The organism is Streptomyces sp. NPDC046860 (assembly GCF_040645115.1).
GTDB lineage: Bacteria > Actinomycetota > Actinomycetes > Streptomycetales > Streptomycetaceae > Streptomyces.
Genome location: NZ_JBEYXQ010000006.1, coordinates 178,162 through 203,557, shown reverse-complemented (window position 1 = coordinate 203,557; position 25,396 = coordinate 178,162). Strand labels below are relative to the sequence as shown.

Sequence of the window (25,396 nt, the reverse complement as noted above, 5' to 3'; positions counted from 1 at the left end):
CCTTCTCTTCATCCGTAACAGCCGGTGGAGCCGGTTGTCCATAGGGTTCACGCAGCCCGGCAGGCCGGTGGCGGGCCTGCCGGACTGCTGGTCAGCGGCGCGGCGGGCGGCTGCGCGGGTCCGGTGCGGCGGGCCTCGGCGAGGCCGGGGACGGGGTCCGGATGCCGGTCCGGTCGGCGGGAGGCTCCGCGCGACCGGTGCCGACGTGCGGGCGTCGAGTGGCTTCGCCCGGGTGGGCCGGGAGCTGGGCGAGGCGGCGTAGTCGCCAGACCAGAACGTCGTTCACGTCCTCGGCCGTGTCGAGTTCGCGCATGGCGATGGCCTTCTGCAGGAGGGCCTCGGGGTCGTGGCCTGCTTGCTCAGCCTGGGCCAGGGTGGCGACCAGGGCGTCGTTCTTCGTGTTCGTGCCGGGTGGGGTGCTGTTCTCGGGCAGGGCGGCGCGGATGGTGGTCTCGTAGGTGCGGCGCTGGGCTTCGGGCAAGGCTCGGCCCCGGTCGCGCAGGGCCTGCATGGGTGCGGCGGCTGCCTGGCGGTAGGCGGCACGAAGGTGCTCGGCGGCCTGCCGGGAGGCCTCGGCCTGCTGGGCGTGACCGCGTGCGGAGTGCCAGCGTGCTGCGGCCAGCGCCACCAGGACCAGGGTGGAGACGAGCATGGCGGTGGCGCCGCCGTCTTCTCCTCGGCCGAGCGCGCCGCCAGCTTGGATGATGCCCCGGGCCGCCGAGCGGATCGCCCGGGTGTCGGCGCGTTCGGCTCGGACGTGGCTGCGGGTGGCACGTTCGAAGGAGCGAGCGGCGGCGCCAAGTTCGGCGCGGGTGGCGGCCGGGGAGGTCTGGGCGACCGTGTCCAGGAGTTCGCCGACTCCGACGAGTTGGGCTGCGGCTTCGTCGTTGTCGCTGTCCAGGAGGACTGCGGCACGCTCGGCGATTCCTGTGGCGGTGCGTCGCGCCCGTGCGGGCGGCGACCAGTCCGATCGGCTGCTGTCGGCTTCCGGCATCGTGACCGCGTCGGGGGTTCCGTCGGCAAGGCGGCGTTGGATCTTCGGATAGGAAAGGTTGGGGGCCAGGGTCGAGCCCGCGAACCAGACCGGTTCGCGGTAGCGGTTTCGGTCGCCGGGGAGCGCGACCGTGTAGCCGAGGACGTCACCGGAGGGCGCGTGCCGGAGCTTGACTCGCAGGCCCGCTTCGCGGAGGCGGGTGAAGAGCTCGGTTTCGCTGGTGGCTCCGGCGACGGCGTGGCGGACGGCTTCGCGCAGCGTTTCGCGCGGTGTCTCGGGTCGGCCGGTGCGCTCAGCTTTGAAGCGCTCGGCGCTGGTGGGCGTCTTGGCGCCGGTTCCGTCGCCGGGCTTGAGCTGGCGCAGGCCCATCTCCTGTTCGATGCGGCGGCATTCAGCCTGGGCCTTCTTGAAGTCGTAGTTCATCCTCGGGCGACGCAGGTCGCCTCGGACCATGGTGGCCAGAAGGTGAATGTGGTCGTCTGCGTGGCGCACCGCGACCCAGCGGCAGCCGTCCGGATCTCCCTCGGGGGCGAGGTTAACGGCGTGGACCAGGCGGCGGGCGACAGTGTTCCACTCGTCATCGGTCAAAGTCCGGTCCCCGGGGTCGGTACGCACTGAGCAGTGCCAGACGTGCTCGGCTGGGGCCTTGTCGCCGGCCTGCTTGACCCGCAGGTCCAAGGCGGCGGCGAGTCGGGCGAGGGTGACCTTGGGGTCGGGGTCGGGGCTGGTGTCACGGCCGGGGTCGGGGGCGAAGCCGTCCCAACTGCCGACGAGGTGGGGGTCGGTGTGCTCGTCGCGTTTGCCGGGACCGTACAGATAGACGAGCAGGCCATGGGTGCGCGAGCCGCGTCGGATCTTGGGGACCATCAGAGGCGCTTCTTGACCAGCGTGTCGGCCGCGTCGTCTACGCGGGCCAGGACGCGGATCAAGGTCGTCAGGGCGTGGTCGAGTTCGCCGGGGCGGGGCTGCCCTCCGGCGTTGTAGACGAAAGCGATCTGGTTGATGTTGTTGCCGACACGGGAGATGGCGGTACGCAGGGCGGCCAGCTCGTCGATGGCGGCGTCGAGTTGTTCGTTGGTGTGCACAGTGGTCGAACCGCGGGCGACGGCAAGGCCGGCGGCGGCGAGGAAACGGGCGACGGTGACGGCGCGCTGCTTGGCGGCGGCGGTGATCTCGGTCTTCTCGGTGTCGGACAGGCGGGTGGTCATCTTGTGGGTGCGCTGGCTCGGGTTGCGGGTGCGGCGGCGTGGCTTTCGGTCGGGGAACGCAGGTTGGCCCGGGCTCTGCTGCTCGCGCGGGGCGCGGTCGTCTGCTTCTCCTCCCACGACGGGCGCCCCCTGGTGCCGGGAGTCCGGTTGGTCACCGTGCCCCCTCACTCGGGGACCAGCCGGACTTCCCCCGCCACCCTGGGCGGGGGCAAGTGCATACGACGGGCCGTAGGACCGTCGTATGCGACAACTTGCTCCGCCCGGAGCCGTCGTGGGGTCACGCTGCTGTCCGGACGTGGTGGCTGCCGGGTCGTTGGCGGTCACTGGCTCGTCTCCGGGTCGTACTGGTGGATGTCGCGGACGACTTCCTCGATCCAGTCCATGGCGAGGACCGGGTGGTGGAGGGTCCAGGGGCGGCTGTGTGGGAGTCGTTGCACGGTCCAGGTGTTGTCGGGGCCGGATTCGGCGCGGTGGAGGTGGCCGCGCTGGTGCAGGACCGTCAGCCAGGAGTCGACCTCGGCCGGTGTGGCGGGGTTCGTGCGCACTGGGTGCTCTCCGGTTTGCTTGGGAAGGTTGTGGGGCGCGGGTTCAGGGGCGAGTGACCGGCCGGGGTGTCCGGCTCGGTCACTCGCCCCCGCGGTGTCCGGTCAGTTTTGGGTGGAGGTGACCGTCTGTCCGTGCTGCTTGCGGAGCTGGGCCATCAGGGCGGTCAGCGTGTCGCTGGACAGCGGGATCTGCTGACCTCGGATCGCCTGGGCGACCACCTTGCGGGTCAGCTTGTCCTCGGCCCTGACCGCTGACCGGGCGATCTCCAGCAGTTCCTCGGTGTCCAGGTCAGGCCGTCGGTCACGGGTTGACCGGGTCTCCCGGTCACTGACCGGGGGCGGGGTGACCGGCCGGGCAGTGACCGGCTGCCGGCTGTCCCGGTCGCCGGTGACCGGCTCGGTGCCGACCGGGCGGTCAGTGACCTGCGACGCGCTGTCCGGTTGTCCGGGCAGGTCAGCGGCCTTGTGCTCCAGGTCGCGGTGACCGGTGTCCGGGCCGGTGCTGCCCACCGGGGCGTTGTCCCCGGTCAGTGACCGGGGGCCCGCGCTCTGCTTGTCCAGGGCCAGTCTCGGCTGGTCGGTCAGGGCAGTGACCGGCTGTCCGGCGCTGACCTGACCGGCCTGCGGCTTCCCCGAACCGGGCCGGTCAGCCCGAGTGACCGGGAAGCGTTCGGGGCGGTCGGCCTGACCAAGCTGACCAGCCTGACCGAGGTGACCGGTCTGACCGAGGTCGTCGCGGTCATCCCGGTCACTGTCCTTGACCGGCCCTCGGGCGATAATGATGTACAGGTGGACTGCCCCGGCCAGGGCGAGCGGGGCGACGGTGGACAGCACCGCGACGACCGTGTCCCCGAGCCTCAGCCCGGTGACCAGGGCGGCTTGCTCGTTGAGCCTGACCGCGTGCAGCGCGTTGGCCCAGATACTGGCGGCGGTGGCCGTACCGAAGAGCGTCCAGACGTAGAGCCGGGCGCGCAGGGGCGCGTCTCGCAGGACCAGCAGGGCCCGGATGCCGTAGGCGATGAACCCGTCGATCACCAGCGGGAAGAGGTAGGTCAGGAGACCGCGGACGTGGATGGCGATGGCCATCTGCTGGAGGGCGTCGTAGCTCAGGGCGCAGCCCGCGCCGCCGAGGACGATGACGACCGCGCGGTCCCATCCGGTGATGTGCGCCGTCTTGGGCACGCTCGCGATGGTCACGCCGCCGTCCCGAAGTCTTCGCGGCCGAAGCGCTCGCCGTCGATCTCGGAGGGCGCGGTGGCCTGTGGCGATTCCTTCAGGTCTCGGTTGCGGAGGGCCCGGCGGGTCTCGCGGTACAGCTTCTGGGCGTGCTCCTGGGTGACCTTCAGGAGCCAGGCCAGGCGCTGTTCGGACAGGCCGTGCCGGTAGGCGGCGTGGACGACCGCGCGGCGCTCGGCCTTGGTGAGGTGGACGTCGCGCCCGGCGACGGTGTCGTTGACGCGGCTGTAGTCGAGGCGGCTGGCGAGCTTCCCGTGCAGCGGTGCACGCTCCTCCTCCGTCATTCCTCCCCGGATGCCGTGGGCATCGCCGCCTTCGAGGGCGGCGTCCAGGCAGGTGCGGCGGACCGGGCACTGGCCGCACAGCGACTTCGCTGCGGTGATCTTGGCGGTCTCGTCGGGCTCGGGGAAGAAGATTTCGGGGTCCACCGGGTTGTGCTCGGTGCTTTGGCAGACGGCCTGGTCCTGCCAGGTGTGGTCGCCGAGCGACCGGTGGCGGGCAGGGCTGATCGTCGTGGGGGGCATGTGGTTGCTCCGATCGCTCTCCGCGCGCGGTGGGCGTCGGCGGAGAGGTGTTGCTGGGTCGGGAAGTAGACGGGGTGGTGCGCCGGGTACGCGGCCCGGCGTGGCGGCCTGCGGCAGGTCAGGCGGCGTGGGGCTGGCGTCTGCGGTCGACGGGCTCGAAGGTGACGCGCGTGGTCATCTCGGCGAGCCGGGAGGCGACGCGGTCCCCAAGGAGTTCGCGGAGGTCGCGCATGGCGAGGTTGGTGGTGATCAGCGTGGGGAGCATCAGGTTGTACCGGCGGTTGATCAGCCGGTAGGTAATCTCCTCGACCCACTCGGAGGCCTTGGCCGCGCCGAGGTCGTCCAGGATCAGTAGCGGGTAGCGGCTGACCGTCTCAAGCTCGCGTTCGGTGTCATGGCCGGGGCGTGGACGCAGGTCGGCGTAGAGGTCGGCGGCCGTGGTGGCCCGCCACCTGACTGCGATGCCCGCTTCGACGAGGGTTCGGACCGCGCCGTACACCTGGTGGGTCTTGCCCGCGCCGGTGACACCGGCCAGGAGCAGGCTGGGGCCGGTGGTGATCTGTCGGCGCGCGCCGGGGTTGGGTGCCTCGGCTCGGGCGATCACGTCGCGGGTCCAGGCCAGTATCTCGGGGTGGTCGGCGTGGGCGGTCCGGTAGCGCGGGGGCATCCGGGCGTCCAGCAGGCCCAGCGGGGTGTAGGGCTGGTCCTCGTCCGGGGTGTCGGGGAGGTGCTGTGGGTTCATGCCCCGGGCGGTGAGGATCCGCTGCAGTCGCTGGAGGGCTCCGGCGCCGAGGAGCTCGGGCTCGCGGCTCATCACAGCTCCTCCGCGTAGGCGGTGGCCGCGTCGACCGGGTTGGTCCATGCTCGGTGCGTCGCGCCGGGCCGGGATGCCGTCTGGGCGGGGACGCGGGCGTTCATGGCGTCGTTGACCAGGCTCGGCAGCCGGGAGGGATGGCCCTGGATCTCGGCGTAGCGGGCGAGGCCGGCGCGGATGTGGTCCACGTCGATGCCTTCGGCCAGCAGCTTCTTCAGCAGGCGCCCGAGGTGTCCGAGGACGTCACCGGGCGGGCGCTCGGTGCAGGTGCCCACGTACTCGGCGAGGAGGTTCTTGGCGGTGACCGTGCCGTCGGGCGCTGTGCGCCCCGTAGGTGAAGAAGATCCAGGATCCATGATCCTGGATCCGGACGTCGAGGCTGCGGCGAGGGTTCGTGGAGGGTTCGGCGAAGCCTCGACGAGCTCGCCTTGGCCTGCGGTTTCCCCTCCCGTTGAGGAGGCCGTCCCACTGGTGTCAAGACACCTGTCGTCGTCGGCGCCCGGGGCCGTGGTGGGGTAGCTGTGGGGACGCGCGGGCTGTGCGGGGCGCCGGTCGAGCCCTCGGTGAGGATTCGCCGAGGGCTCGTCCAGTGCTCCGCGAGTCTTCGCCTCGACCTCGACGCAGCCTCCCTTGCACGGGCCGCACCTCTTGTCGCTGTGGTGGGCGACGCAGACCGGGAGCCGGGACTGGCTGGGCCGGTCGATCTTCTGGTGCTCGTACCAGCCGGCGATGTGGAGGTAGCGCTTGCCGTCGCAGCCGGTGTACCGGCAGATCAGTCCCGCGTCGGCGAGCTGCTGGAGGTCCTCCTCCACGTGTACGGGAGTGTGCTCGGCGCGCAGCGGCCAGAGGAGGCCGGCGATGATCGCCGGGTTGTCCCGGTGCCGCCCGTGGTCGTCGGACTGGGTGAACAGGCCGATGTAGGTGACGACTGCGGTGACCGAGCAGGCTGCGACCCGTTCGTTGACGAACAGGTCGGGCTTGACCGTCCGGATGCGGGCCATCAGCCCTCCCGGTGAGCTCGACGGCGCTGGAGCCGCTGGCACCGGCCCCGCGTCGAGGCTGCTGGGATTCCGCTACTGGGTGGGCGCATGTGATACTCCGTCTTCATGGACGGGGCTGCGCGGTTGTTGCCTGCAAGCTGGCCACGCGGCCCCGGATCATTGGGTGCCCTCGGCGAGGGCAGCCGACGGATGCCCGGGAGTTGGCGCTCCCGGGCATCGTCGTTTTGGCCCCACCCCGGCCTGGACCGTTTTCGTGGGTGGATGGCACGATGATCACACTAGACTGAGATGGGGCGCTACTGTCAACCAGGGAAGATGAAGGCAGGGCAGCCATTCACAGCAGTGGAAGTGACGCGACCGGAGGACGGCCACGATGGACCACGAGAACAACCCACCCGCGGCACAGGCGGGCGGCGGGGCCACACTTGCCGGTCGCCTGGACCGACTGTTCGCCACCGTCCACCCGAAGGGACGCGGCCCGTACAGCTACGAGGAGGTGGCGTCAGGCATCCGCCGACAGGGCGGCCCGACCATCTCCGCGAGCTACATCTGGCAACTGAGAACCGGCGCCAAGGACAATCCGACCAAGCGCCACCTCGAGGCCCTCTCCACCTTCTTCGGCGTGAAGCCCGCCTACTTCTTCGACGACGACGAGTCGGAGAAGATCGCCGCCGAACTCGACGCACTCGCCGCCATGCGCGATGCAGGCGTGAGATCAGTTGCCCTACGTGCGTCCGGACTCTCCGACAAGAGCCTCAAGATCATTTCAGAATTCATCGAACGCGCTCGCGAACTTGAAGGCCTGGGGGTTCCCGACGGGGATTCGATCATCGATGTGAATTCCAGTGGCAAACATCACGATGGCGTGAACTGATGCTCCATTAGCAAGGATCCGTCACCCGACTTGCACATAATTGTCCGTATTTAATCGGCGCAATCGCCAGCCCTCCAGATGTGCGACCGGAAATGATCCATATACTCGCCACGGCATCGCGGCAGTGAGTCGCACGTTCGAGAAGTGTCGGAGTCGGAGGGCAGATGAAGTCCGATCGTTCGGGGCCTGCCCAAGATCAGGAAATCCGGCTCGCCTCCGTCCTGGATGATCTCGACCTTCCGGACCCCTTCAAGGTCGAGGAACTGCTCGCCCGCGTGTCCAAGAAGCGCGGCCGGCCTATCCACCTGCACACCTTCCCGGCGATCACCGGTGACGAACTGCCCTGCGGAGCCTGGCTCGCCACAGACAAGGCAGACCACATCCTCGTCGAGGACGCCACCAGTCCCCTCCACCGGGACCACATCGTGTTGCACGAGGTCAGCCACATGCTCCTCGGGCACACCCCTCGCCAAACCCTCGGCCGAGCCTTCCACCACCTCGACCCCGACCTCGTGACGGGCGTCCTTGGCCGCACGAGCTACGAGACCGAGGAGGAGCGGAGCGCTGAGATGCTGGCCGGCCTCATCGCGACCCGCGCCGCTCTGCGTCGAACCAGCGACCGGCCCACCCCCAGCACCTTGCGTCGGCTCAATGCCGCGCTCAGCGATACCTGAGACTCCCCGACACATGATTGACGCAATACCCGCCGTCCTGCTCTGGGCCGTCACCCTCTGGCGTGCCCGCTCCGCCTTCCGCAGACCCGAACGACTCAGTCTCTGGCTGGCCTTCGCGGCACTCGCCGTAGCCATGACGGTCCGGCCTGGCGCCATCGCATCGGCAGTCGACGAGCACCTGCACGTCACCAACCTGACGTTCCTGATCAAGCACATCTGCGGGACCGTCGCGGCGGCATCGGTCCTCACCTTCGTCGCCGACATGGCCGAGTCGAAGGCCGGGATACGCGTATCCAGGCTGCACGAGGCCGTGCCTGTCGTCGCGGTCGTCCTGCTGGCTGCCTGCTTCTTCGCCACGCCCCAGCCTCACGAGGCGGAGGACCTCCTGGCGGACTACGCCGACCACGCCACGATCCTCGCGTACGGCGTCGTATGGACCTCCTACCTCGGCGCCGCCCTGCTGAGTGCCACGCTGCTCTGCTTCCGCTGGGGGCGCCGCCCCGACAGCGGACTCGTCGGCCGAGGGCTGCTCCTCATCGGCACCGGAACCGCCGTCGGCCTCGTATACGCCCTCCACCGCGTCGCCGTGCTGCTCATCGACTGCCTCGGCAACAGTCCGCGCGGTGAAAACGTCAACCACGCGCTCAGCACGGACCTGCTCTTCCTAGCCCTGCTGCTGATCGTGCTGGGCAGCACCCTCCCCGCCGCCCCACGTGTCCTGGCCCGCATTCGGGCCCACTGGCAGCTCGTCAGCCTCTATCCCCTGTGGCGCACCCTCACCGACGCCGTCCCAGAGACCCGGCTCGACACCCCGCCGAGCCGTGCCGCCGACGCGACCAACCCACTGCGTGCGCACGACCGGCTGTACCGGCGCACCATCGAGATCCGCGACTCGATCCTCACCCTCGCCGACCACGCGCCGGCAGAACTTCGCGGACGCGCCTACGACCACGCCACCTCCCTCGGCTTCATCGGCGCCCACGCCGACATCACCACCGAAGCCTGCTGGCTCGCCGTCGCCCGTGAGGAACGGCTCCGCGGCGCGGCCACCGGCTCCGGTGAGCCCATGCGCCCGGCCAGTGGAGGTCGCGACCTCGCTACCGAGATCCGCGCCCTCACCACCCTCAGCACCGCCTACCGCTCCCGCGCCACGCAGGACTTCCTCCGCGCCCACCTTGAGGAGACACCGGCATGACCACGACCACGCAGCTTCCGCCCACTGCCGCCGTTCCTGCCGAGCGGCGCTCCGCACGCCTCGTCACCGAGGTCCTGGCGCCTGCCAACCTGGTCGTCAGCGTCCTGCTGGTCATCGGCTGGCACTCCACCGACTCCCTGGCGGGTGCGGGCTGGGGTCTGCTGGCCGGCGCCTTCTGCGGCGGCCTGCCGATCGCCTACATCGTCGCTGGCGTCCGCCGTGGCCGCTGGACCGACAAGCACCTCAAGGTCCGTTCTCAGCGGTGGATACCGCTCTTCGTCACCCTCGGTTCCGTCCTCGTCGGCACGGGCCTGCTTCTGGCGCTCGACGCGCCCCGCGAGGTCGTTGCCCTGGTCGCCGCCATGATCGCCGGACTGGTGCTGACCATGGCGGTCACCGTCTGGTGGAAGGTCAGCGTCCACACCGCCGTCGCCTCCGGCGTCGCCGTCGTCATCACCGTCGCCTACGGCTGGTGGGCCGCCCTCCTCTTCCTCGGCGTCGCCGCCGTCGGCTGGTCCCGAGTCTCGCTGCGCGACCACACAACGGCACAGGTGATCGCGGGCACCATCCTGGGCGGCACGGCGGCAGCTGTGGTGTTCGCGGGGCTGCGCTGACCCGTTCGCTCAGGTTCACCGCATCAGTTGACCAAGAAGTATCCGCCGGGTCAGTCAGCGGTTAGGCGCCGGCGCGTGGCGCCGGCGTCCGGATCCCTGGGCACGGCTGGGGTCGGAAACCGCCGGACGCATCCTGACGGGGTTCCCAGACAGGATCCGATGCATCGTCAGCTTCCTGCTGTCTCGGTTCGCTCTCGGCACGGGACGCCCGAGCGCCGTCAGCATCCTTCCCCTCGGACAGCGCCATCGAAGCTGCGGCCAGCACGATCCACGCGGCCTTGGCGCCGCGTTCCGTGACGTGGCCCCCCGCCTCTGTTGGTCGGTCCAGCGGTACACGAGGCCGAGAGTGGCGGACGGCGCGCTGATCGTCGGGCGGCGGACCATCAAAGGGGGGTGTTCACGAGTGCCTCTGATCAGGTACGCGTGAAGCGCCTGAAGATCGCTTCCCGCGGCAAGGTTGATCGTTTCCCGCGCGGGGTGCCAGCGAGGGGCCTCAGTCCCACCAGAAGTCCCAGTTGTGGACACCGGTGAGCCGCTCAGCGTACGCGGCCAGTGTGTACGGGCTTCTGCCTTGCCAGATGTTGTCGGGGCAGAAGGCGAAGTGCTCCGCAGCGACCAGGAGGGCGTCCTCATCAGTTGTGGGTGGGGCTGCGACGCTGAGATGCAGGGTGGAGAAGCCGACAGCGACGACACGGGCGCCGAACCGGTTCTCCCAGTCGCCGACGATCGCGGAGAACTTCGCCGTGTCGTTGTCGTAGTTGGCGGGACCGGACCATGCTGCCGTTGTGAGGGCTTCTGCGCCGGATGCGGCGGTGACCAGCCCGAGACGCGACTTGGGATGGTCGGAAAGGAACACCTCGGCGTACTCGGCGGCCAGTCGGTCAGCGCTCAACACGGCTTCTCGGCTGGGTGCGCGTCCAGGCCAGCTTTGCTCGAAGGGGGCGGTGATGGCGAGGCGCCGATCGGCCGACAGCATGTCGTCGTCCTCATCGACGGCGGTATACGTCGCCCACCACTTCGCGAGAAGGGCGGCTGGGTCGTGGCTCGCGGCAGCGGACATCTGTTCTGGAAAAACCTCGCCCGATCCCCAGGGGCGGAATTGAGCATCCTCGGGGTCGAGCGGGTCCAGCAGCAGGGGCCACTGGCCGGAGCCTCTGTGTTCGGCGTGCATCCGAGCCCACAGCCCGGCTGCGGCCGGCTCGTCGCTGAGCCATAGGGGTTGGGAGTCTCCAGCGCCTTCACTGGACGTGATCATCCGGCCGGGCGGCATCACTGAGTGGATCCGATCACACCGTCACGGAACTGTTGGAAGGTGTGCCAGCCCGAGGTCTGCCCCGGATTGATCAGGTCCCCTTCGGCGAGGTCGAGCACCTTGCACCGCAGAGCCTCCGCAAGGCGGAAGACAGGTGCCAGCACGTCGTCGCCGGAGCCCCGAATGTGAAGCATGATCGAGTCCACCGGGTCTTCTGAGCCGATGCTGAGTTCGATGGACCAAGTGGGGCCGGACAGGTCGCCCCACGTGGGGTCCGAGAGATCAACTTCGGGAACGGCCTGGGTGACAGCCGCGAGCACGTCGCATTGCCGGCCGAGCGGTTCCGGCGAGTAGTCGTCGGGAAGCTCGTGCATCGAGGTGACCTCGTCGGGCAAGCGGAGGAGGAGCACATCCCAGCTCATGGTGGCCTTTCAGGTAGGACTCAAGTAGCGGTCGCGGTCGGTCAGATCAGGCTGAGCTGCTCTCCAGGAGGCTGAGGCAGGAGCACGCTCTGCAACTGGCGGACGTTCGCGCGCCAGGTGGCGCCACCCGACTCGGCCCACAGCCCCATCAGCTCGGACGGCTCGGTCATGACACGGTCGAGGGCCTGACGTGCCAGATCGCGCAGGCCGCTTAGATCAGGAAGGAGCTCTTCCGGCCCATAAACGGGATCAGCAGGCTCACCCCGGGGACACTGCGCCGCGACGAGGGCGGCCGCGGCCACAGCTACCTCTGATTCAGGCGCTTCGAGGTAGTCCACGGTGTCGATCACACGGGTGAGAGCGCCGCGAACGATGCCCTCGCGTTCGCCTGCGGCAGCCTCGTCAAGGTCGCCACAGAAGTCCGCTGCGGTGTCGTTATCGAAGGGGCCGACGTCCCAAGTGCCCATAGTCTCTCCCGATCACGGTGCTGATCGAGGAATCCTGACAGAGGCCACTGACAGCGGCCGCACGGGCCGGACCAGCGTGAAGTACGCCGGGGTCGGGAACGGCTGCCAGACATCGCAGAGCCTGGACGAGATGTGGGTGATGGTGCGGTGACGGGCATCAGCGAGAACCACGTGAAGGTCCATTTCCGGCTGGAGGTGGACGAGAATGGCTGGCCGCCGACGAGTGTCGACTGTGGGCGGTGGACCTTGGCGATGGAACGGTGCGGTTGGACAACACTCCGTGGTTCGTGCGCGGAGTCGCCAGTGGGGACATCATCCGGGTGGACGCCGACGATGACGGGTGCCGTGTTGGCGCTGATCGTCCCCCTCTCGTGTACCACTCGCTCAGCCGCGGTTGCTGTCCGCCCATTCGTCGCTATTCCACATGACGGACATGGCTCCGATGGGCTCGAACCGGACCTGCGGGTCGTTGCTCTGGACCAAGCAGATCAGACGGCGGCGAAGGACGGCTGCCTGCCTGGCCTGGACAGCGATGATGTCCAGGACGACCTGGGCCGCCCTGGGGCAGGTCGTCGCGAACCGGTCGTAGTCGGTGAAGACGAGGGCCAGTCCGGCGCCCTCGGGAGCATCGTCGTAGCCGCCGTAACAGGCCAGGTCGCCGAGGCAGTCGTTGAGCGCGTCCAGGTTGTGCCCGTAGTAGTCGGGGAAGTCCAGGGCCGCGGCCATGGCACGGTGCATGTCTCGCTCCGTGCTCCATTGGCCGGCCTCCAGACGGGTAACGCGGAAGCCCTGGTCTTCGAGACGTTCGGTCGCCTGTGTGAGGAGACGCTTGCGCCAGAAAAGGGTAACGAAGGTGTTGATCATGTACTCGATGCCGGGAAGCCGAGTGGTCGCGGTGGCTTGCGCCGCTTCGCTCCTGTAGGCATCGAGGAGGCGGAAGAACTCTTCGACGGGGGTCGAGCCGTCGGGCATGTTGCGCTCGATGTCGGCTGCCCATCCGAGCGGGCTGGTGCCGCCAAGGCGTGCCCCGAGCCACTGGCTGAATGCCCCACCGTGCCAGAAGTCGCAGGGGTCATCGATGGAATGCACGCCGAGGGCTACCTGGTAGCCGATCAGCATTGTCTGCAGATCGTGGAGTGAGCCGCCGCGTAGCCACGTGCCGGGCCGGAGACGTATCTGGTCCAGGAAGTCGTACACGTCCGTGCAGTCCCGCCAGTGCTTGGCCGTACAGCCCGGGACGTCCTCGATCGACATGTTCCGACCCTACGGTGCTAACGGGTGCTGTCGTCCGTGGGAGGGGCGTGAGCGCAAGGCGATCACACCGGGGTGTCCAGGATGAGGCCGAGTGCGAGCTGCGGATGGCGGCTGATGCGCTCACCGGCCTGCTGGTGCCCTGCGGGCTGGCGTCGGCTGGCGGCGACCACAAGGCTCCACCCAACGGTTCGAAGACCCGCACGACCACCTGAGACCCCGGCACCCCACACGGGGATCACGCACGCCCGTCGCAGAAGGCCTCACGCACCCGGACCACTCCGAAACTTCAGGCCGACGACCGCAAGGCAACCGCTCCCGGCACCGAACCCGTTCGGAAAACATCTCGAACAGACCCCGGAAACGCCGAGATCCCGCCCGATCCATCAGATCGGACGGGATCAGTACATGGCGTCGTACGCGGGTGACTCGGGGGCGGGGCTGCTCAGGGTTGCAGCCTCTTCACCATGACCGCGTACACCGGGGAGTCTGCGAAGGGCTGCTGCTCGCCCACCTTCTCATAGCCCCAAGTCTCGTAAAGATCCTGCACCTTCGGGTGCGTCACGTCGACCAGGAGTACCGCTAGATCTTCGCTGCGTTCCTTCAGCAGGGCTTCGTGGAGCCGCTCCGAGATCCCCTGCTTCCGCCACCGCGGGCGCACCATGACCTCGGAGACGGCGTAGGTGGCGATGTGGCCGTTGTTCGGCGCGAACGCGGTGGAACGCCACCACTCACGACCTCGCTGGAGCGGGGCGCCGTACGCGAAGCCGGTCGGCTCATCGCCGTCGAAAGCAACGACGCAGGAGAAGCCGTCCATCCCTGACCAGTGATCGACGAACCACGGGAACCGCTGGTTGAACTCGTCATCCATCGCATCGGCGTAGGCGTCGGCGTGCACATCGATGAGCATCTGCCTGAAGTCCTCTGGGAGGCTTTCCTGTTCGTAATGCCGCAGCTCGATCACCCTGGTCACGCTCGACTCCATTCATCTCGCATTCGGTCTGCCCAGTCGCGGGCGTACGTCGTTGACGGCGCCAGCCGGAACAGGTCTCGGTGGAAGTCTCCGATCAAGGTGCGCATACGCCCAGGCAGTGGTGCGCCGTCCATGATCGTGAAGACGGTGGCCGCGGTCGCCGTGGCCTGCTCGGGCTCTCCCTGGCGAAGTTGTGCCAGCCCGAGCTGGCAGGTCGCCAGCGCGCGGTTGCGCTGGAACTCCGCCGGGATCTTGGCCAGGGCTCGGTGCGCCATCGCCTCGGCTTCAGCGGGCTCCCCGTTGTGGTTGAGGATGATCGCGGCGAGGTGGTTGAGTTCGGCCGGCCCGTAGAACGCGGTCCATCGGGGACGCTCGTCCTCGGCCGCCTTCTGGAAGGCCTCCTGCGCTGTGCCAAGAGCACGCCGAGCGGCCCGCAGATCGCCCAACGACGAGTGAGCCAGAGCGAGGCGGACGCGGCCCATGGAGCCGAAGAAGGGGTCCCTACGGGCGGCCGGGGAGGCGTTGGCCGCCTGCGCTGCCGCGAGCTGTTCCGGCCAGTTCTTGCGCTGATAGGCGAGCATGGCCATGTTGACCCACACACGCATGCCGGTGGGAGGGTCCTGCGAGAGGCCGGCGAACGTAGACGACTCATGCAGGTACGCCTGTGCCGTAGCCAGGTCGCGGAGGTCGATGCACGACCAGGCGGCGATGGTGGTGAACTCGGCCGCCAGTGCGTACAGGGCGCGGCGTACACGTTCGCTGGCGTTCCGCTGTTGAAGCTCCAGCACCTTGGCGCGAGCTTCGAGGGCTGCGGTCGCCAGGGAGGCGTGCCCTCCTTGTCGGTTGTCGGACTCCACGAACTCGTTCACGCTGGCCGAGGCGCGGGCTACGTCCGTCATGCCTACTGACCGACGTTGCTTGGCGATCGGAACGGCTGCGGCTGCCGTTCCGGTGGTGGAAACGATGAAGTCGCGACGCCGCACGGGGTCCTCCGAGTGATGTTGCATGGAGCTGGGGGCGCTGAACCCTAAGTCCGCCACGGGGCAGCCGAACACATGCTCAAGTGCCGCGCAAGTGCGGCCGATTGGACGTCGACTTGATCCGTTGAGCAGGTTCCGGACCGTTCGGGAAGAGATTTCGCCGGGTCGGCCGGTGATCTCCTGCAGCGCAGAGTTCAACCGAGCCGCCAACTCCTCCTGAGTCATGCCAAGTTGATCTAATCGGCTCTGAAGGGCGAGATTCACTCCCATGCACCGAACGTAGTACCACGGTCACTCTGATGCCCACACCTCAGGTAATGGGAACGCAAAGTCTTCCGGTCGGTCGGCGTACACAAAGCCGGGACTCTTCCTGTTGCGCGCCGCTCGTCACTCGTTGACTGGTCATAGGTCGCTGAGTCGAGTTCGGCACGGCGGCACGGAGGAAAGCCCAGCCCTGCCTCACTCGTCAGGACCGGGCACCCCAAGCCGGAGGGAAAGACCTCGTGACCATGACCGTCGCTAAACCGAATGCGATCGGCGCCCCGGGCTACACCGCGGAGCTGCCCTGCGTCCGTGAGTCCGCGAGCCACGCCCGCGATCTCGTCTCCAATGCGCTGGCAGCTTGGGGCATGGACGACGACATGGCCGACTGCGGACGAATCATTGTTACCGAACTGCTGGCCAACGCCGTTGAGCACACCGAGACCCCCGTCTCGAAGATCACCATCGAGCGCCGGAGCAACGGCGCCGTCTGCATCGGAGTCTCCGACCGGTCGCACGGCGTCCCGCACCTGAAGACCGCAGCACTGAACGCTGAGAGTGGCCGGGGGCTGAGTCTGGTGGCGGGGATGAGTTCGCAGTGGGGCTACGACACATACCGGTGGGGCAAGGTCACCTGGGCTGTGATCGAGGCTTCGGCAGGGCGAGAGCGGTGAGCACCGCAGTGGCTCCGAAACGCCCGGCCGAGGAATGGACGCCACCGCTCGACGCAGACGGTTTACGGCTCGTGCTGGAGCGCTTCCGGGTCTGGCAACCGCTCGACATCGAGGACGTTTTTGACGATCTCGACGCGGCGATCGGCAATCAGCCTCCGCCCGGTGCGACGACTGCCGCCCTGGTCGACCGTCTGCGCAACCACTTGAAGCAGCTCAGCGACATCACGGTGGCAGACAACGGATTCCCACCCACGGCTGAGATGACCCGACTCGTGGAGCGAGGGCTTCCTCTGCGGGAGGAGTACACACCGGCGGCCTATCGGCAGGCTGTCGGCCTCGCCCGCCGTCTCGCCTTCGTCACTGCCGACCTAATCGAAGAGTTGATTGAGGCCCGCTACATCAAGGGGACCGAGTGATGCACGCCTCCACCCGCTTGCGCGCCGCTCTGCGGTCTGGGCAGTCCGTACCGGCCCGCCGAGCCGGCCTCCACCGGCGTGCGCCTCCCAACTCGCCGTCCATCACTTTCCTGTTGGTTCGCCGGCGAGAGCGGAGAGCGCTCGCCCATGGCCTCCCGGTCCAACCGACACGCGATGTCCACCTACCCCTGAACACGCACGACCGAAGGAACTCCATGACGAATACGACCGTCGAGCCCGCCGAGGCGACCCGTCTGCGGAACAAAGTGGTGGACGAGCTGTGCGCGGACGGCAACATCTTCTCCTCGGAGGTCGAAGCCGTGATGCGCAAGGTGCCCCGCCACGCGTTCATCCCCGACACCCCGCTCGACAAGGCGTACGACACGTACGTCGCCGTGATCACCAAGACCGACGAGCACGGTGTGCAGCTCAGCTCCGTCTCCGCCCCGCAGATCCAGGCCATGATGCTGGAACAGGCCCAGGTGAAGCCCGGGATGCGAGTGCTGGAGATACTGGAGTCCCGCCAGGTTCGCCCGCCCTCTGATCTGCCACGAACCTGCATTTCAGCAGGTAGACACCCTGAAGCCTGACCCCGCTCGATGGCGTGAGATCTCGGTAGAACTCTTGGATTCTGCGTGTAATCGCTGTAACTTCCATGTCTGTGGCAGATTCTGGAAGTCGCTGGCTCAGGCTGGTGCACCCTCCGGCCCCGGACGCGGCGTCTGAAGAGCCTGTGCTGCCTCCCACGGAGACCGAGCTCGCGGACGTCGTCACCCTGCAGCGCCGCGCGGCCGCGACCGTCACCGATGGCGACGCCGACGCGTTCTTCCAAGACACGTTGATGGAGTACCTGTGGGCGCGCGACGTCGCAGGTCTGGCTCCCACCACCCTGCACCGCCAAGTCCAACCCGTCGTCGAGGTATGCGATTTCTATGATCTGCCGCCGTGGCAGATCACGCCGCGGCACCTGGATCAGTACTTCGCCGGGGTCGGCAAGCGCGCGCCGTCCACGCTGCGGGGCAAGCTGCTGAAGATCGACGGGTACTTCCACTTCCTCGAGCAGCGGTACGCCGGGGAAATCGCCCGGCGCTTCGGCGTGGCTGTCGAGTCGCCGGTCGATGCGTTCAACCGTCCTGTAACCGTGGGGACTTCGGGCTGCGGATACCGCCGTCGAAGCGGGCGACGAAGGAGTTCTTCGCCTCGTGGCGCGGTTCGCTGCCGGACGCGCGGAAGTACCCGGTGGCCTGCCGGGACTATGTGATGGCGAAGCTGACGTACATCTCGGCGGTGCGAGCTGCGGAGTTGTGCGCCGTGACCATCGGCGACATCCACTGGGAGCTGGGTCAATGGGGCCGGTTCGTTGTCCAGGGCAAGGGCGCGCGGCGGTCCGGTCCGCGCGAACGACAGGCGTATCTGTTCCAGGAGGGCCGGGACCTTCTGTGGTGGTATCTAGAGGAGATTCGAGGGGAGTTCACCGACGATCCGAGTGATCCGGGCGCCCCGTTGTTCCCGTCCGAGCGGCTACCGAAGGGGGTGGCGGCGCTGAATGTTCCGATTGCCCCGCCGGTCGGCCCGGATGCTTTTCGCCGCGCGCTGCGGGACGCCTCAAAGCTCCATCTGACCGGGCCCGTCACTCATCTATTTCCGCACCTGCTCAGGCACGCCTGCGCGACCCACCACTATGAGGACGGCATGCCCTTGTGGGATGTACAGCAAATTCTTGGCCATCGCTGGGCAACGACGACGGTTGGGTACCTTTCGTCGGTTCGCGCTGATCCGGAGAAAGCGAGCCTGGAAGCATCGCACCGGGCGGTCCAGAGGCTGAGGGGAAGGGCGTAGCGGTGAAGTGGAACTTGCGGATGGTCGCCGCGCAGCGGGACATCTGGCGGCCGGTGCAGCTGCTCGCGGCGTTCAAGGAAGTGGGATTCAGTCCATCGCTGAGCAAGGTCGCTGCGCTGTGGGGCAGCCAGCCGGTCACCGTGCGGCTGGACGACCTGGACAAGATCTGTGCGGCGCTCGACTGCACGGTGGCGGACCTGATGCAGGAGGAGCCGGAGTCCCATCGCGCTGTACGGGACGAGGCACCTCGCGCGGCCGCAGGCGGCGAGCCTGGGTCCGAGGCGGCACGGCCGGTCCCCCGTCCCGGCGGTTCCGGCCGCAAGTCGCTTCCGCCAAACTAGACCGCGGCCCATGGGCTTTCGCGAGGAGCAGTGGGAGAGGTGGGCGGAGCGTGGACCTGCCTCGTGTCGGAGATGCGGGGCCTGGGGCGCGGTACGACCCCGGGGCGTGTGCCAGCCGTGCACTGACTGGCACCCCGCGAACCACAGTGTCGGACAATGCCGCCACTGCAGATGGCCGCGGGAGGTCACCCTCGACCAGCATGGAATGTGCCGCCTGTGTGCGCTGGAGTGCCGCGTCGCCTCGGGGGAAATGGGCATGCCCGGGGCAGGTCGACCGCGGCCTCTGCAAGTGTCTTTGATCCTCCCCGAGGTGCTGCGGTCGACGGCGGGCCGGCCTCGCGTGTACCAGCGGCAACTGGAGCGAGTCCAGCAGCGGCAGCGAAAGGAAGATCAGGCTGCTTCGTTCCCACCGCCGATCCCCGGGCAGTTGTCCCTCCTTGTTGTGAGGCGGGGAAAGTTGTCCGCAAGAGACTTCACGACAGCCAGTTACTCCCGGGAGATGGAGGCCATCCGGGCGGCCATCGACGCGACGGCGGAGGCACAGGGTCCGTGGGTCCGCGACATCGGCCTCCTGTCGGACTGCCTCTACGCTCTGACCGTACGTCCGCCCGGGACACGCCGAGTCAGCCTCGACGCCATCCTTCGACTGCCGCGTCGACCGGCGCTGATAGCGGAAGTCCTCGACCGAGCCGGGCTCGGACCGCAGGCAGAGCGGGCTGAGATCATCCGGCTGGCCCGCCAGATGGTCGCGCTGGCCTCCAGTTGCGCCCACTGCCTGGTGTGGAAGGCCAACGGAGCCCGGCTGTGTCTGCCGTGCCAGCGCTTCAAGCAGGCCCACCGCCAGGCCGGGGTGTGTGCGGGCTGCGGACGGAACCTGCCACTGCAGCAGGGACGATGCCGGATGTGCCTGTACGCCCATGCTCACATCGGAGAGCAGGCTTTGACGTCCGGCGTCCAGTTATGGATGGATGGGACCGGGCTGCGGCCGCGCTGGCGCGGGTATCGACTCGTCACGGGACAGGACGGCATCCGGCGCCCAGTCGCCGCCGAAGAGACCGCGGACCGCCGACAGCCCTGGACATCTCCCGCGATCGCTACTGCCGGTCAGCTCGCCTTGTTTCCCGCACCGCCGCGGCACTGGGAAGTTCTTCACAAGCGCGAAATGCCCGCACTCAGCGACCGGGCCGAAGCACTCCGCGGGGAACTCGCCCAGCTCGCCGCCCGTCAGCAGTGGCGCCCACGGGTCGCCAGCTCTCATCAACGCACACTGACCATGATCACGGCATGGCTGGGCGTGGACGCCCCGATCGAAGAAGCCGACCTGTGGGCGATCGCCCGTCTGGGAAACGGCTATAACGCCCGCCGGCTCATCCCCTTCCTCACGGAGCGCGGTCTACTCATCCCTGACCACGCGCGGCACGCCGACTCCCACCGAGCCGGTGTCGCCCGCCTACGCCGACGGATTCCCGCCCATCTGCTCCCCGAGATCGACATATGGATCGCAGTGCTGTGCGGCGAGGGCAGGCGGCCATCCCGTCCGTTTCCTTGGAAAACGGTGAACGGCTATCTCGGCTACGCAACGCCCCTATTGGAATCGTGGGGCCCGTAAGTCACCTCCCTACGCGAGATCACCACAGCTCATGTCCAAGAAGCCCTCGATAACGCTTCCGGTGTTGATGGTGTCTTCACCGCCTTGCGGTCCCTGTTCAAGGCACTCAAGCGGGAGCGGGTCATCTTTCACGATCCTGCCCGCTCAGCCACGTTCACCTTCCGCGTCGCCGTCCGCAGGCCCGTGCCCTCGGACCGACTCGTCGGGCTCATTGACCGTGTTCCCACCGCGTCAGGCAGAGTCGCCGTCGCGCTGACAGCCATCCACGCGCTGCGAGCGCACACCATCCGCGGGACGCTGCTATCCGATCTGAACCGATCGAAGGGGACCCTCCGCGTGCGGAGTGCCTCCGGCAGACAAACACGGCTCGTCTACCTGGACGCCTTCACGCTGTCCCTGATCGCCACGATGCTCAAGGAACGTGCCGCGCGCTGGCCGCACTCAACCAACCCACACCTGCTGGTCACGAGGGTGACGGCGCATGATCCTGCAGGTCCCCAAATGAGTCACAAGGCATCCCAGTACTTCTTTCGGCGCCTCGGAGCCAACGCGGAGCAGGTCCGCATCGACAGGATATTGGACGAGGCCCGGGCGACCGCTGATCCGGTTCACCTGATGACGGTCTTCGGGATCACCGAGGACACGGCCATGGACTACCTCGCGTCAGCCCATCCCGAGAAGTTTCCCACCGACCCCATCGCGCCGTAGCTCCCCTCCGCCCGACAGCTGGACCCCTGGCTCCTGCTCCGGGCGACGGGTTCAGCTCGATCGATGCCGAGGTGGCTCGACTGGAGGCGGCCGAGGTGGTGTACGGCCAGTGGGCCGGGACGACGGACGGGGGACGGCGGCCGGCGGGCGCGATCACCGAGCCGGAGCCGGTTGCCGCGAGATCCGGGGCTGGTGGGTTGTTGCTGGTGCCATATCGGGCCGAGGGCATCGGGCCGGAGGCGTTGCCGACGGTGTACCTGCGGCTGATGGAGATCGCGGCGGGTGGCCCCAGGGCCGGTCAAGGCCAAGGACGTCACTCTTGCGCTGTGGCGGAAGAACACTCCGGCGAAGGTGGAGCCGGTCCGCGGTCAGCTCCGCAAACTGGCCCACCGGGGCTGGCTGGACCGAACCGGGTGCCGGACGCTCTGCCCCGCTGACGCCGCGAGCCGGGCCCGGCGGCGGAGTGTCTGATTCCTGCCGTAACAGGTGGGCCCCCGGTCGGGGCCTCGTAGTGACAAAGAACTCCGGCCCCGCCGAGAGCCCTTGCGGTGTGGTCTCGCCGCAAGGGCGCCGCGACTGGATTGCCGCGCTTTCCGACCGCCGTAACTCTAGCCAGGAAAGATACCTACATCATCTCGGCTTGATTCGCACTTGCTTTTCAGTAGCATACGTGGTTAGCGCCCGACCATAACGCCCCGACTACCTATAAGCAGCACTCACATCCGTTAAAAAGACGCAATGCCCGAATCGGGGCAATCGTGACTTTGCTAATCCTTTAATGAGGTGCCCGCACCCCTGTGTTACGGTTCAATCACTCCATGATCCAGTTGCGGTGGGTTCGACCGATGAAGGATTCCAGATGCTGACTCTTCGACTTCATGCACCTATAGAAGTGAGTGGTTACCTCGCGACATCCATTCGAGGTGACGCTGTAGACATCAGCTCCCGTGACTGCCGATAGCTGCCCATGGAACGTCGCGGATACTTCGGGCTGGAAAACGAATTCCAGTTGCCTCAACCTCTGAAGCTGCCACGTTGAGCTGTCGCATACGCTCGCAAAATCGACCCAGTTAAGGGATTGATCTTTCTACGACAGTGTCCGCTGCGAACGGAAATGTTCATTTTGAAGAAGACTGGCAGTAAACCCGCTCGGCACACACCCCAGGAAATCCCCAGGAAAGAGGACGCTCCGCTGGAGCTGGTCACTCAGGATGGCATCGTGTCGTGCCCTGGGGCAAATAGCGACGCCCCGTCCGCCTATTCGAGCGTACTCGGACCGTAGAGGTATTCACCTGCGGGCATCGACACCTCCGTCAATGCCCGCCGCCTCGCCTCGCGGTCGCGCGAGTGGCAGGCCCGCTTCATTCCTCCTGCCGAGTAAGTCAGCAATGACATCATCGGGCACTGCACCCACCTTAGTGGATTCCCCCTGAGATCCCCCAGGTCGAATGCCATATCCTAATCGATTCACGAGCAGCTCCGGGCATACCGATGCCTGTTGCGCATTTCAGTGTTCCCGGCCGGCGAGAGATAATCTTGGGGAGTGAAGTCATGCAAGACCGAGTCGCCATCGTAGGCATGTCCATAAAGGCATCCGGTGCACGTAACATCGATGAATACTGGAATCTCGTCCGGAAAGGGATGAGCGGACGCAGGTGGCTCAGTCACGATGAACTCGCGCGCCGTGAAATCCCATACCGAAGGTACACCCATCCAGATTTCGTTCCCGTCACGTACCCCTTGGAAGAGTGCCTCGAATTTGACGCCGAGGCTTTCCGGTTCAGTGCGCTGGAAGCAGAATTCACCGACCCTCAGCACCGGCTGATGCTAGAGGCTTGCTATCGAGCCGTCGAGCATTCAGGCCATTCCATCAGTATGCTGCCCGGCACTGTCGGCGTATATCTCGGCGCCAAGTCCAGCAGTCACGGACCGCTCCTTGAGCAGGCGCTGGTGGACGAACAAGACATGCTGGCGATGACCCGACTGGCCGTGGGCAATCACCCCGACTATCTGGCGAGTCGCCTGGCCTACAAGTTCGGCCTCACCGGTCCTGCCATCACCGTCCAGACGGCGTGCTCGACGTCCGCGGTGGCGATCCATCTGGCAGCTCAGGCCATACTGGCCGGCGAGTGCGATTCGGCGATCGCGGGCGGAGCCGCGATCGACCTCCAGGATGCCGGTTACCTGTACGCGGAATCCGGGATCTACTCCCGCCGGGGACGCTGTGAACCCTTCATGACCTCGGCCGACGGCACGGTTGAGGGCAACGGGGTCGCCGTCCTCTATCTGAGGCGCTTGGACGACGCCCTCGCCGATGGCGACCGCATTCTCGCCGTGCTCACGGCAACCGTGGTCAACAACGACGGCCGGACCCGCGCGGGCTTCAGCGCCCCGGGGGTCGAAGGACAGACTGCCGTCATCGAGGAAGCCCTCGACATCGCGGAACTCAAGGCCCAGGACATTGGCATGTTCGAGGCGCATGGAACAGGCACGCGCATCGGTGACGCGCTGGAGATCGAGGCCGCGAGTCACGCCTACCTTGCGCACGGCGCCCCCCTCGGCGGGTGCCGGCTCACGTCCGTCAAGGCCAACGTGGGGCACATGTCGGCCGCCGCCGGCGCCGCCGGGGTGATCGCCGCTGTACTGGCCCTGCTGCACGAGGAGATACCCCCCAATGAGCCGCTGCTCAGGGGTGGCCAACCGGTCGACTTGAGCTCGACACCGTTCTCCCTGTCGGACCGGGCCCAGCCATGGCGGAGAGGCTCGACGCCCCGGTACGCCGCCGTCAGCTCGTTCGGCCTCGGTGGCACCAATGCCCACCTGGTTCTCGGCGAGTTCGACATCGACGACCTCGCGCGCAGGGGTGAACGCCGCGCCTGGCAGCTGCTTCCCTTGTCTGCGGACGACACCTCCCGCCTGGCGGAAACAGTGAAGGCGACCCGGCTCCTGGTCGACACGGCGTCCGGCGACCAGCGTCACGACGTCGGTCACACCCTCCGCACCGGACGAGTTCCGCTCGCCGTCCGGACCAGTGTGGTCGTCCCAGCTGAAGCGACCCGGACAGCCGTGCGATGGCCCGACGCGGAATCGTTCGTCAGCGTGGAGGGACCGGCACCCGACGTCGTCTACCTGCTGCCCGGTCAGGGCGGCAGGGCAGCCGAGGCCGCACGTCAGTTGTACGCGGGAGAGCCGTGGTTCCGCCTCACCGTGGACCGTGGGCTCGACGTGGCGCGGGCGGTCGTCGACGATGACACCTACGCGCGTATCCGCGCCGCCTTCGAGGACGGCAGCCACACGGCCGACACCCAGGTCGCCCAACCGGTGCTGCACCTGACCGGCCTCGGTGTCCATGCCGTACTGGACCGGCTCGGGGTGCGGCCCGCCGCGATCCTAGGCCACAGCGTGGGCGAGGTCACCGGCGCCTGCCTGAGCGGCATCATGTCCTTCGAGGATGCCACCCGCGCGGTGTGCCAGCGTGCTGCGGCCATGGCCGACATGCCGCCCGGCACGATGTTCGCGGTCCGCGCGGCCGCCGAAGACCTGCGCGGGCTGCCCGAGGAATGCGTCGTCGCGGCCGTCAACGCACCCCGAGCCTGCGTCGTGTCGAGTTCACTCGATGCCGTCCCCGCTCTCACCGCCTGGCTGGACGAGCAGGCCGTCGAGCACCGACGGCTGGACACGTCCCACGCCTTCCACCACCCGAGCATGACCGAGGCCGCTGCCCGTTTCGCACGCCGTCTGGAGCGGATCGATCTGGCGGCGCCCGGTACTCCGCTGATGTCTTGCAGAAGTGGTGCCTGGCTCACCGGGTTCGAGGCCACGGACCCCGCCTACTGGGGCAGCCAGCTGCGTGACCGGGTGGAGTTTGCCCGGGCGGTACGGACCGTCATCAAGGAACGGCCCGGGGCGGTCTTCGTACAGCTGGGCGCGGGAACCAGTCTGATCCGGGCACTGCAACTCGGCGGAGCCGACCCCGGGCGCTGCATGGCCCTCATGCCGGGCGAGGACGCCGACGCGCATCAGAGCCTGCTGTCCGTGGTGGGACGGCTCTGGGAGCGAGGTGTCCCGGTCGACTGGTCCGCGTACGCGGAGCATGACCGCGGGCTGCGGGTTCCGGGGCCGCCCCGCATCTTCCGGCGCACGCCCGTGTTGCACCCCCGACTCGCCGGTAAGACCCCTGCCATCGATCCGGTCCTGCTCGGTACCCCGGCTTCCGCCCACTCGCCCGCGCCGGTGCCGCCCCAGGACACCGACGAGGAACTCCAGTCCTTGGTGGACGCGGTGGCCCGCTGCTGGGCCGAGGTGCTCGGCGCGACGCCGGCTCCGGACGACGACTTCATCTCCCAGGGGGGTGACTCCATCAGCGCCGGGCAACTCGCCGTGCGGCTGCGGGCGCTCTTCCCCGTCGACGTCCCCGTGCACCTGCCGCTCACCGCGCGTACCCCGAAGGCCATCGCGCAGTCCTTGGACGACCTCCTCATCAGCAGTGTCACAACTGGCTGAGGAGCGTCGTCCCATCGCTAA

At 67.8% G+C, this 25,396-nt stretch carries 26 protein-coding genes and 1 pseudogene; 14 read left to right on the top strand and 13 right to left on the bottom strand.

Translation table 11 applies throughout. The annotated features are described in order from the left end of the window. Window positions 1–91: 91 nt before the first annotated feature. The 7 genes from ABZ898_RS11645 to ABZ898_RS11615 all read right to left on the bottom strand — a co-directional run bounded on the left by ABZ898_RS11645 (window position 92) and on the right by ABZ898_RS11615 (window position 6,322). Window positions 92–1,861: a mobilization protein gene (locus tag ABZ898_RS11645; RefSeq protein WP_361655993.1), complete on the bottom strand. Its 1,770-nt coding sequence runs from the start codon at window positions 1,859–1,861 to the stop codon at window positions 92–94. Next, entirely contained in the window at window positions 1,861–2,319 is a 459-nt protein-coding gene (locus ABZ898_RS11640) for a hypothetical protein (RefSeq protein ID WP_361655991.1), read from the bottom strand. The genes ABZ898_RS11645 and ABZ898_RS11640 overlap by 1 nt, the downstream gene beginning before the upstream one ends. A gap of 203 nt (window positions 2,320–2,522) precedes the next feature. Next, on the bottom strand, window positions 2,523–2,747 hold the full coding sequence (locus ABZ898_RS11635) for a hypothetical protein (RefSeq protein ID WP_361655988.1): 225 nt from the start codon (window positions 2,745–2,747) through the stop codon (window positions 2,523–2,525). Between the two features lie 102 nt (window positions 2,748–2,849). Then, window positions 2,850–3,944 (bottom strand): DUF2637 domain-containing protein, encoded by a 1,095-nt coding sequence (locus tag ABZ898_RS11630; protein ID WP_361655986.1) that lies wholly within the window; start codon window positions 3,942–3,944, stop codon window positions 2,850–2,852. Beyond that, the gene (locus ABZ898_RS11625) at window positions 3,941–4,507 is read right to left on the bottom strand and encodes a WhiB family transcriptional regulator (RefSeq protein ID WP_361655984.1); all 567 of its coding nucleotides are present in this window, start codon (window positions 4,505–4,507) and stop codon (window positions 3,941–3,943) included. Before ABZ898_RS11625 ends, ABZ898_RS11630 begins: the two co-directional genes overlap by 4 nt. 118 nt (window positions 4,508–4,625) lie before the next feature. After that, window positions 4,626–5,321: an ATP-binding protein gene (locus ABZ898_RS11620; RefSeq protein ID WP_361655981.1), complete on the bottom strand. Its 696-nt coding sequence runs from the start codon at window positions 5,319–5,321 to the stop codon at window positions 4,626–4,628. Continuing rightward, the gene (locus tag ABZ898_RS11615; protein ID WP_361655978.1) at window positions 5,321–6,322 is read right to left on the bottom strand and encodes a hypothetical protein; all 1,002 of its coding nucleotides are present in this window, start codon (window positions 6,320–6,322) and stop codon (window positions 5,321–5,323) included. The genes ABZ898_RS11620 and ABZ898_RS11615 overlap by 1 nt, the downstream gene beginning before the upstream one ends. Window positions 6,323–6,695: 373 nt before the next feature. On the opposite strand from ABZ898_RS11615, the gene ABZ898_RS11610 reads away from it, so the two are divergent. From ABZ898_RS11610 to ABZ898_RS11595, 4 genes are all read left to right on the top strand, one after another. Beyond that, window positions 6,696–7,196 (top strand): helix-turn-helix domain-containing protein, encoded by a 501-nt coding sequence (locus ABZ898_RS11610; RefSeq protein ID WP_361655975.1) that lies wholly within the window; start codon window positions 6,696–6,698, stop codon window positions 7,194–7,196. A gap of 164 nt (window positions 7,197–7,360) precedes the next feature. After that, window positions 7,361–7,870, top strand: a complete 510-nt coding sequence (locus ABZ898_RS11605; protein ID WP_361655973.1) for a hypothetical protein — start codon at window positions 7,361–7,363, stop codon at window positions 7,868–7,870. A gap of 13 nt (window positions 7,871–7,883) precedes the next feature. After that, on the top strand, window positions 7,884–9,065 hold the full coding sequence (locus ABZ898_RS11600; RefSeq protein ID WP_361655970.1) for a DUF2304 domain-containing protein: 1,182 nt from the start codon (window positions 7,884–7,886) through the stop codon (window positions 9,063–9,065). Next, window positions 9,062–9,679 carry a hypothetical protein gene (locus ABZ898_RS11595; protein WP_361655967.1) on the top strand — a complete coding sequence of 206 codons (618 nt, stop codon included), beginning with the start codon at window positions 9,062–9,064 and terminating at the stop codon, window positions 9,677–9,679. Before ABZ898_RS11600 ends, ABZ898_RS11595 begins: the two co-directional genes overlap by 4 nt. A gap of 493 nt (window positions 9,680–10,172) precedes the next feature. Here the strand turns inward: ABZ898_RS11595 and ABZ898_RS11590 are convergent, their stop codons facing one another. From ABZ898_RS11590 to ABZ898_RS11580, 3 genes are all read right to left on the bottom strand, one after another. Then, window positions 10,173–10,850 (bottom strand): DUF4253 domain-containing protein, encoded by a 678-nt coding sequence (locus tag ABZ898_RS11590; RefSeq protein WP_361655964.1) that lies wholly within the window; start codon window positions 10,848–10,850, stop codon window positions 10,173–10,175. A 98-nt stretch (window positions 10,851–10,948) separates the two neighbouring features. Then, entirely contained in the window at window positions 10,949–11,353 is a 405-nt protein-coding gene (locus ABZ898_RS11585) for a hypothetical protein (protein ID WP_361655962.1), read from the bottom strand. Between the two features lie 41 nt (window positions 11,354–11,394). Continuing rightward, a complete protein-coding gene (locus ABZ898_RS11580) occupies window positions 11,395–11,820 on the bottom strand; it encodes a DUF4259 domain-containing protein (RefSeq protein ID WP_361655959.1) in 426 nt (141 codons plus the stop codon). A 239-nt stretch (window positions 11,821–12,059) separates the two neighbouring features. Here ABZ898_RS11580 and ABZ898_RS11575 point away from each other — a divergent pair, with 239 nt between their 5' ends. Then, a complete protein-coding gene (locus ABZ898_RS11575) occupies window positions 12,060–12,248 on the top strand; it encodes a DUF4265 domain-containing protein (RefSeq protein WP_361655956.1) in 189 nt (62 codons plus the stop codon). Here ABZ898_RS11575 and ABZ898_RS11570 read toward each other — a convergent pair. The 3 genes from ABZ898_RS11570 to ABZ898_RS11560 form a co-directional block, all read right to left on the bottom strand. Then, window positions 12,205–13,074: a barstar family protein gene (locus ABZ898_RS11570; protein WP_361655954.1), complete on the bottom strand. Its 870-nt coding sequence runs from the start codon at window positions 13,072–13,074 to the stop codon at window positions 12,205–12,207. The two genes, ABZ898_RS11575 and ABZ898_RS11570, sit on opposite strands and share 44 nt — an antisense overlap. A 442-nt stretch (window positions 13,075–13,516) precedes the next feature. Next, window positions 13,517–14,044: a GNAT family N-acetyltransferase gene (locus ABZ898_RS11565; RefSeq protein WP_361655952.1), complete on the bottom strand. Its 528-nt coding sequence runs from the start codon at window positions 14,042–14,044 to the stop codon at window positions 13,517–13,519. Next, window positions 14,041–15,249, bottom strand: a complete 1,209-nt coding sequence (locus ABZ898_RS11560) for an XRE family transcriptional regulator (RefSeq protein ID WP_361655950.1) — start codon at window positions 15,247–15,249, stop codon at window positions 14,041–14,043. Before ABZ898_RS11560 ends, ABZ898_RS11565 begins: the two co-directional genes overlap by 4 nt. Window positions 15,250–15,533: 284 nt before the next feature. Here ABZ898_RS11560 and ABZ898_RS11555 point away from each other — a divergent pair, with 284 nt between their 5' ends. The 9 genes and pseudogenes from ABZ898_RS11555 (at window position 15,534) to ABZ898_RS11515 (ending at window position 25,375) form a co-directional block, all read left to right on the top strand. Beyond that, window positions 15,534–15,959 (top strand): ATP-binding protein, encoded by a 426-nt coding sequence (locus ABZ898_RS11555; RefSeq protein WP_361656303.1) that lies wholly within the window; start codon window positions 15,534–15,536, stop codon window positions 15,957–15,959. After that, window positions 15,956–16,375 (top strand): DUF6415 family natural product biosynthesis protein, encoded by a 420-nt coding sequence (locus ABZ898_RS11550; RefSeq protein ID WP_361655947.1) that lies wholly within the window; start codon window positions 15,956–15,958, stop codon window positions 16,373–16,375. Before ABZ898_RS11555 ends, ABZ898_RS11550 begins: the two co-directional genes overlap by 4 nt. 215 nt (window positions 16,376–16,590) lie before the next feature. Then, window positions 16,591–16,887 (top strand): annotated as a pseudogene (locus ABZ898_RS11545) (methyltransferase, FxLD system); the annotation flags it as partial. Between the two features lie 221 nt (window positions 16,888–17,108). After that, the gene (locus ABZ898_RS11540) at window positions 17,109–17,636 is read left to right on the top strand and encodes a hypothetical protein (protein WP_361655944.1); all 528 of its coding nucleotides are present in this window, start codon (window positions 17,109–17,111) and stop codon (window positions 17,634–17,636) included. Beyond that, window positions 17,636–18,214 (top strand): site-specific integrase, encoded by a 579-nt coding sequence (locus ABZ898_RS11535; protein WP_361655941.1) that lies wholly within the window; start codon window positions 17,636–17,638, stop codon window positions 18,212–18,214. The genes ABZ898_RS11540 and ABZ898_RS11535 overlap by 1 nt, the downstream gene beginning before the upstream one ends. 2 nt (window positions 18,215–18,216) lie before the next feature. After that, window positions 18,217–18,555, top strand: coding sequence for a helix-turn-helix transcriptional regulator (locus ABZ898_RS11530; RefSeq protein ID WP_361655938.1), 339 nt, complete (start codon window positions 18,217–18,219; stop codon window positions 18,553–18,555). Between the two features lie 499 nt (window positions 18,556–19,054). After that, complete coding sequence (locus ABZ898_RS11525) at window positions 19,055–20,164, top strand: hypothetical protein (protein WP_361655935.1); 1,110 nt, start codon at window positions 19,055–19,057, stop codon at window positions 20,162–20,164. An 84-nt stretch (window positions 20,165–20,248) separates the two neighbouring features. After that, window positions 20,249–20,872 carry a hypothetical protein gene (locus ABZ898_RS11520; protein ID WP_361655932.1) on the top strand — a complete coding sequence of 208 codons (624 nt, stop codon included), beginning with the start codon at window positions 20,249–20,251 and terminating at the stop codon, window positions 20,870–20,872. A gap of 1,491 nt (window positions 20,873–22,363) precedes the next feature. Next, window positions 22,364–25,375, top strand: a complete 3,012-nt coding sequence (locus ABZ898_RS11515) for a type I polyketide synthase (protein ID WP_361655930.1) — start codon at window positions 22,364–22,366, stop codon at window positions 25,373–25,375. Window positions 25,376–25,396 lie beyond the last annotated feature (21 nt).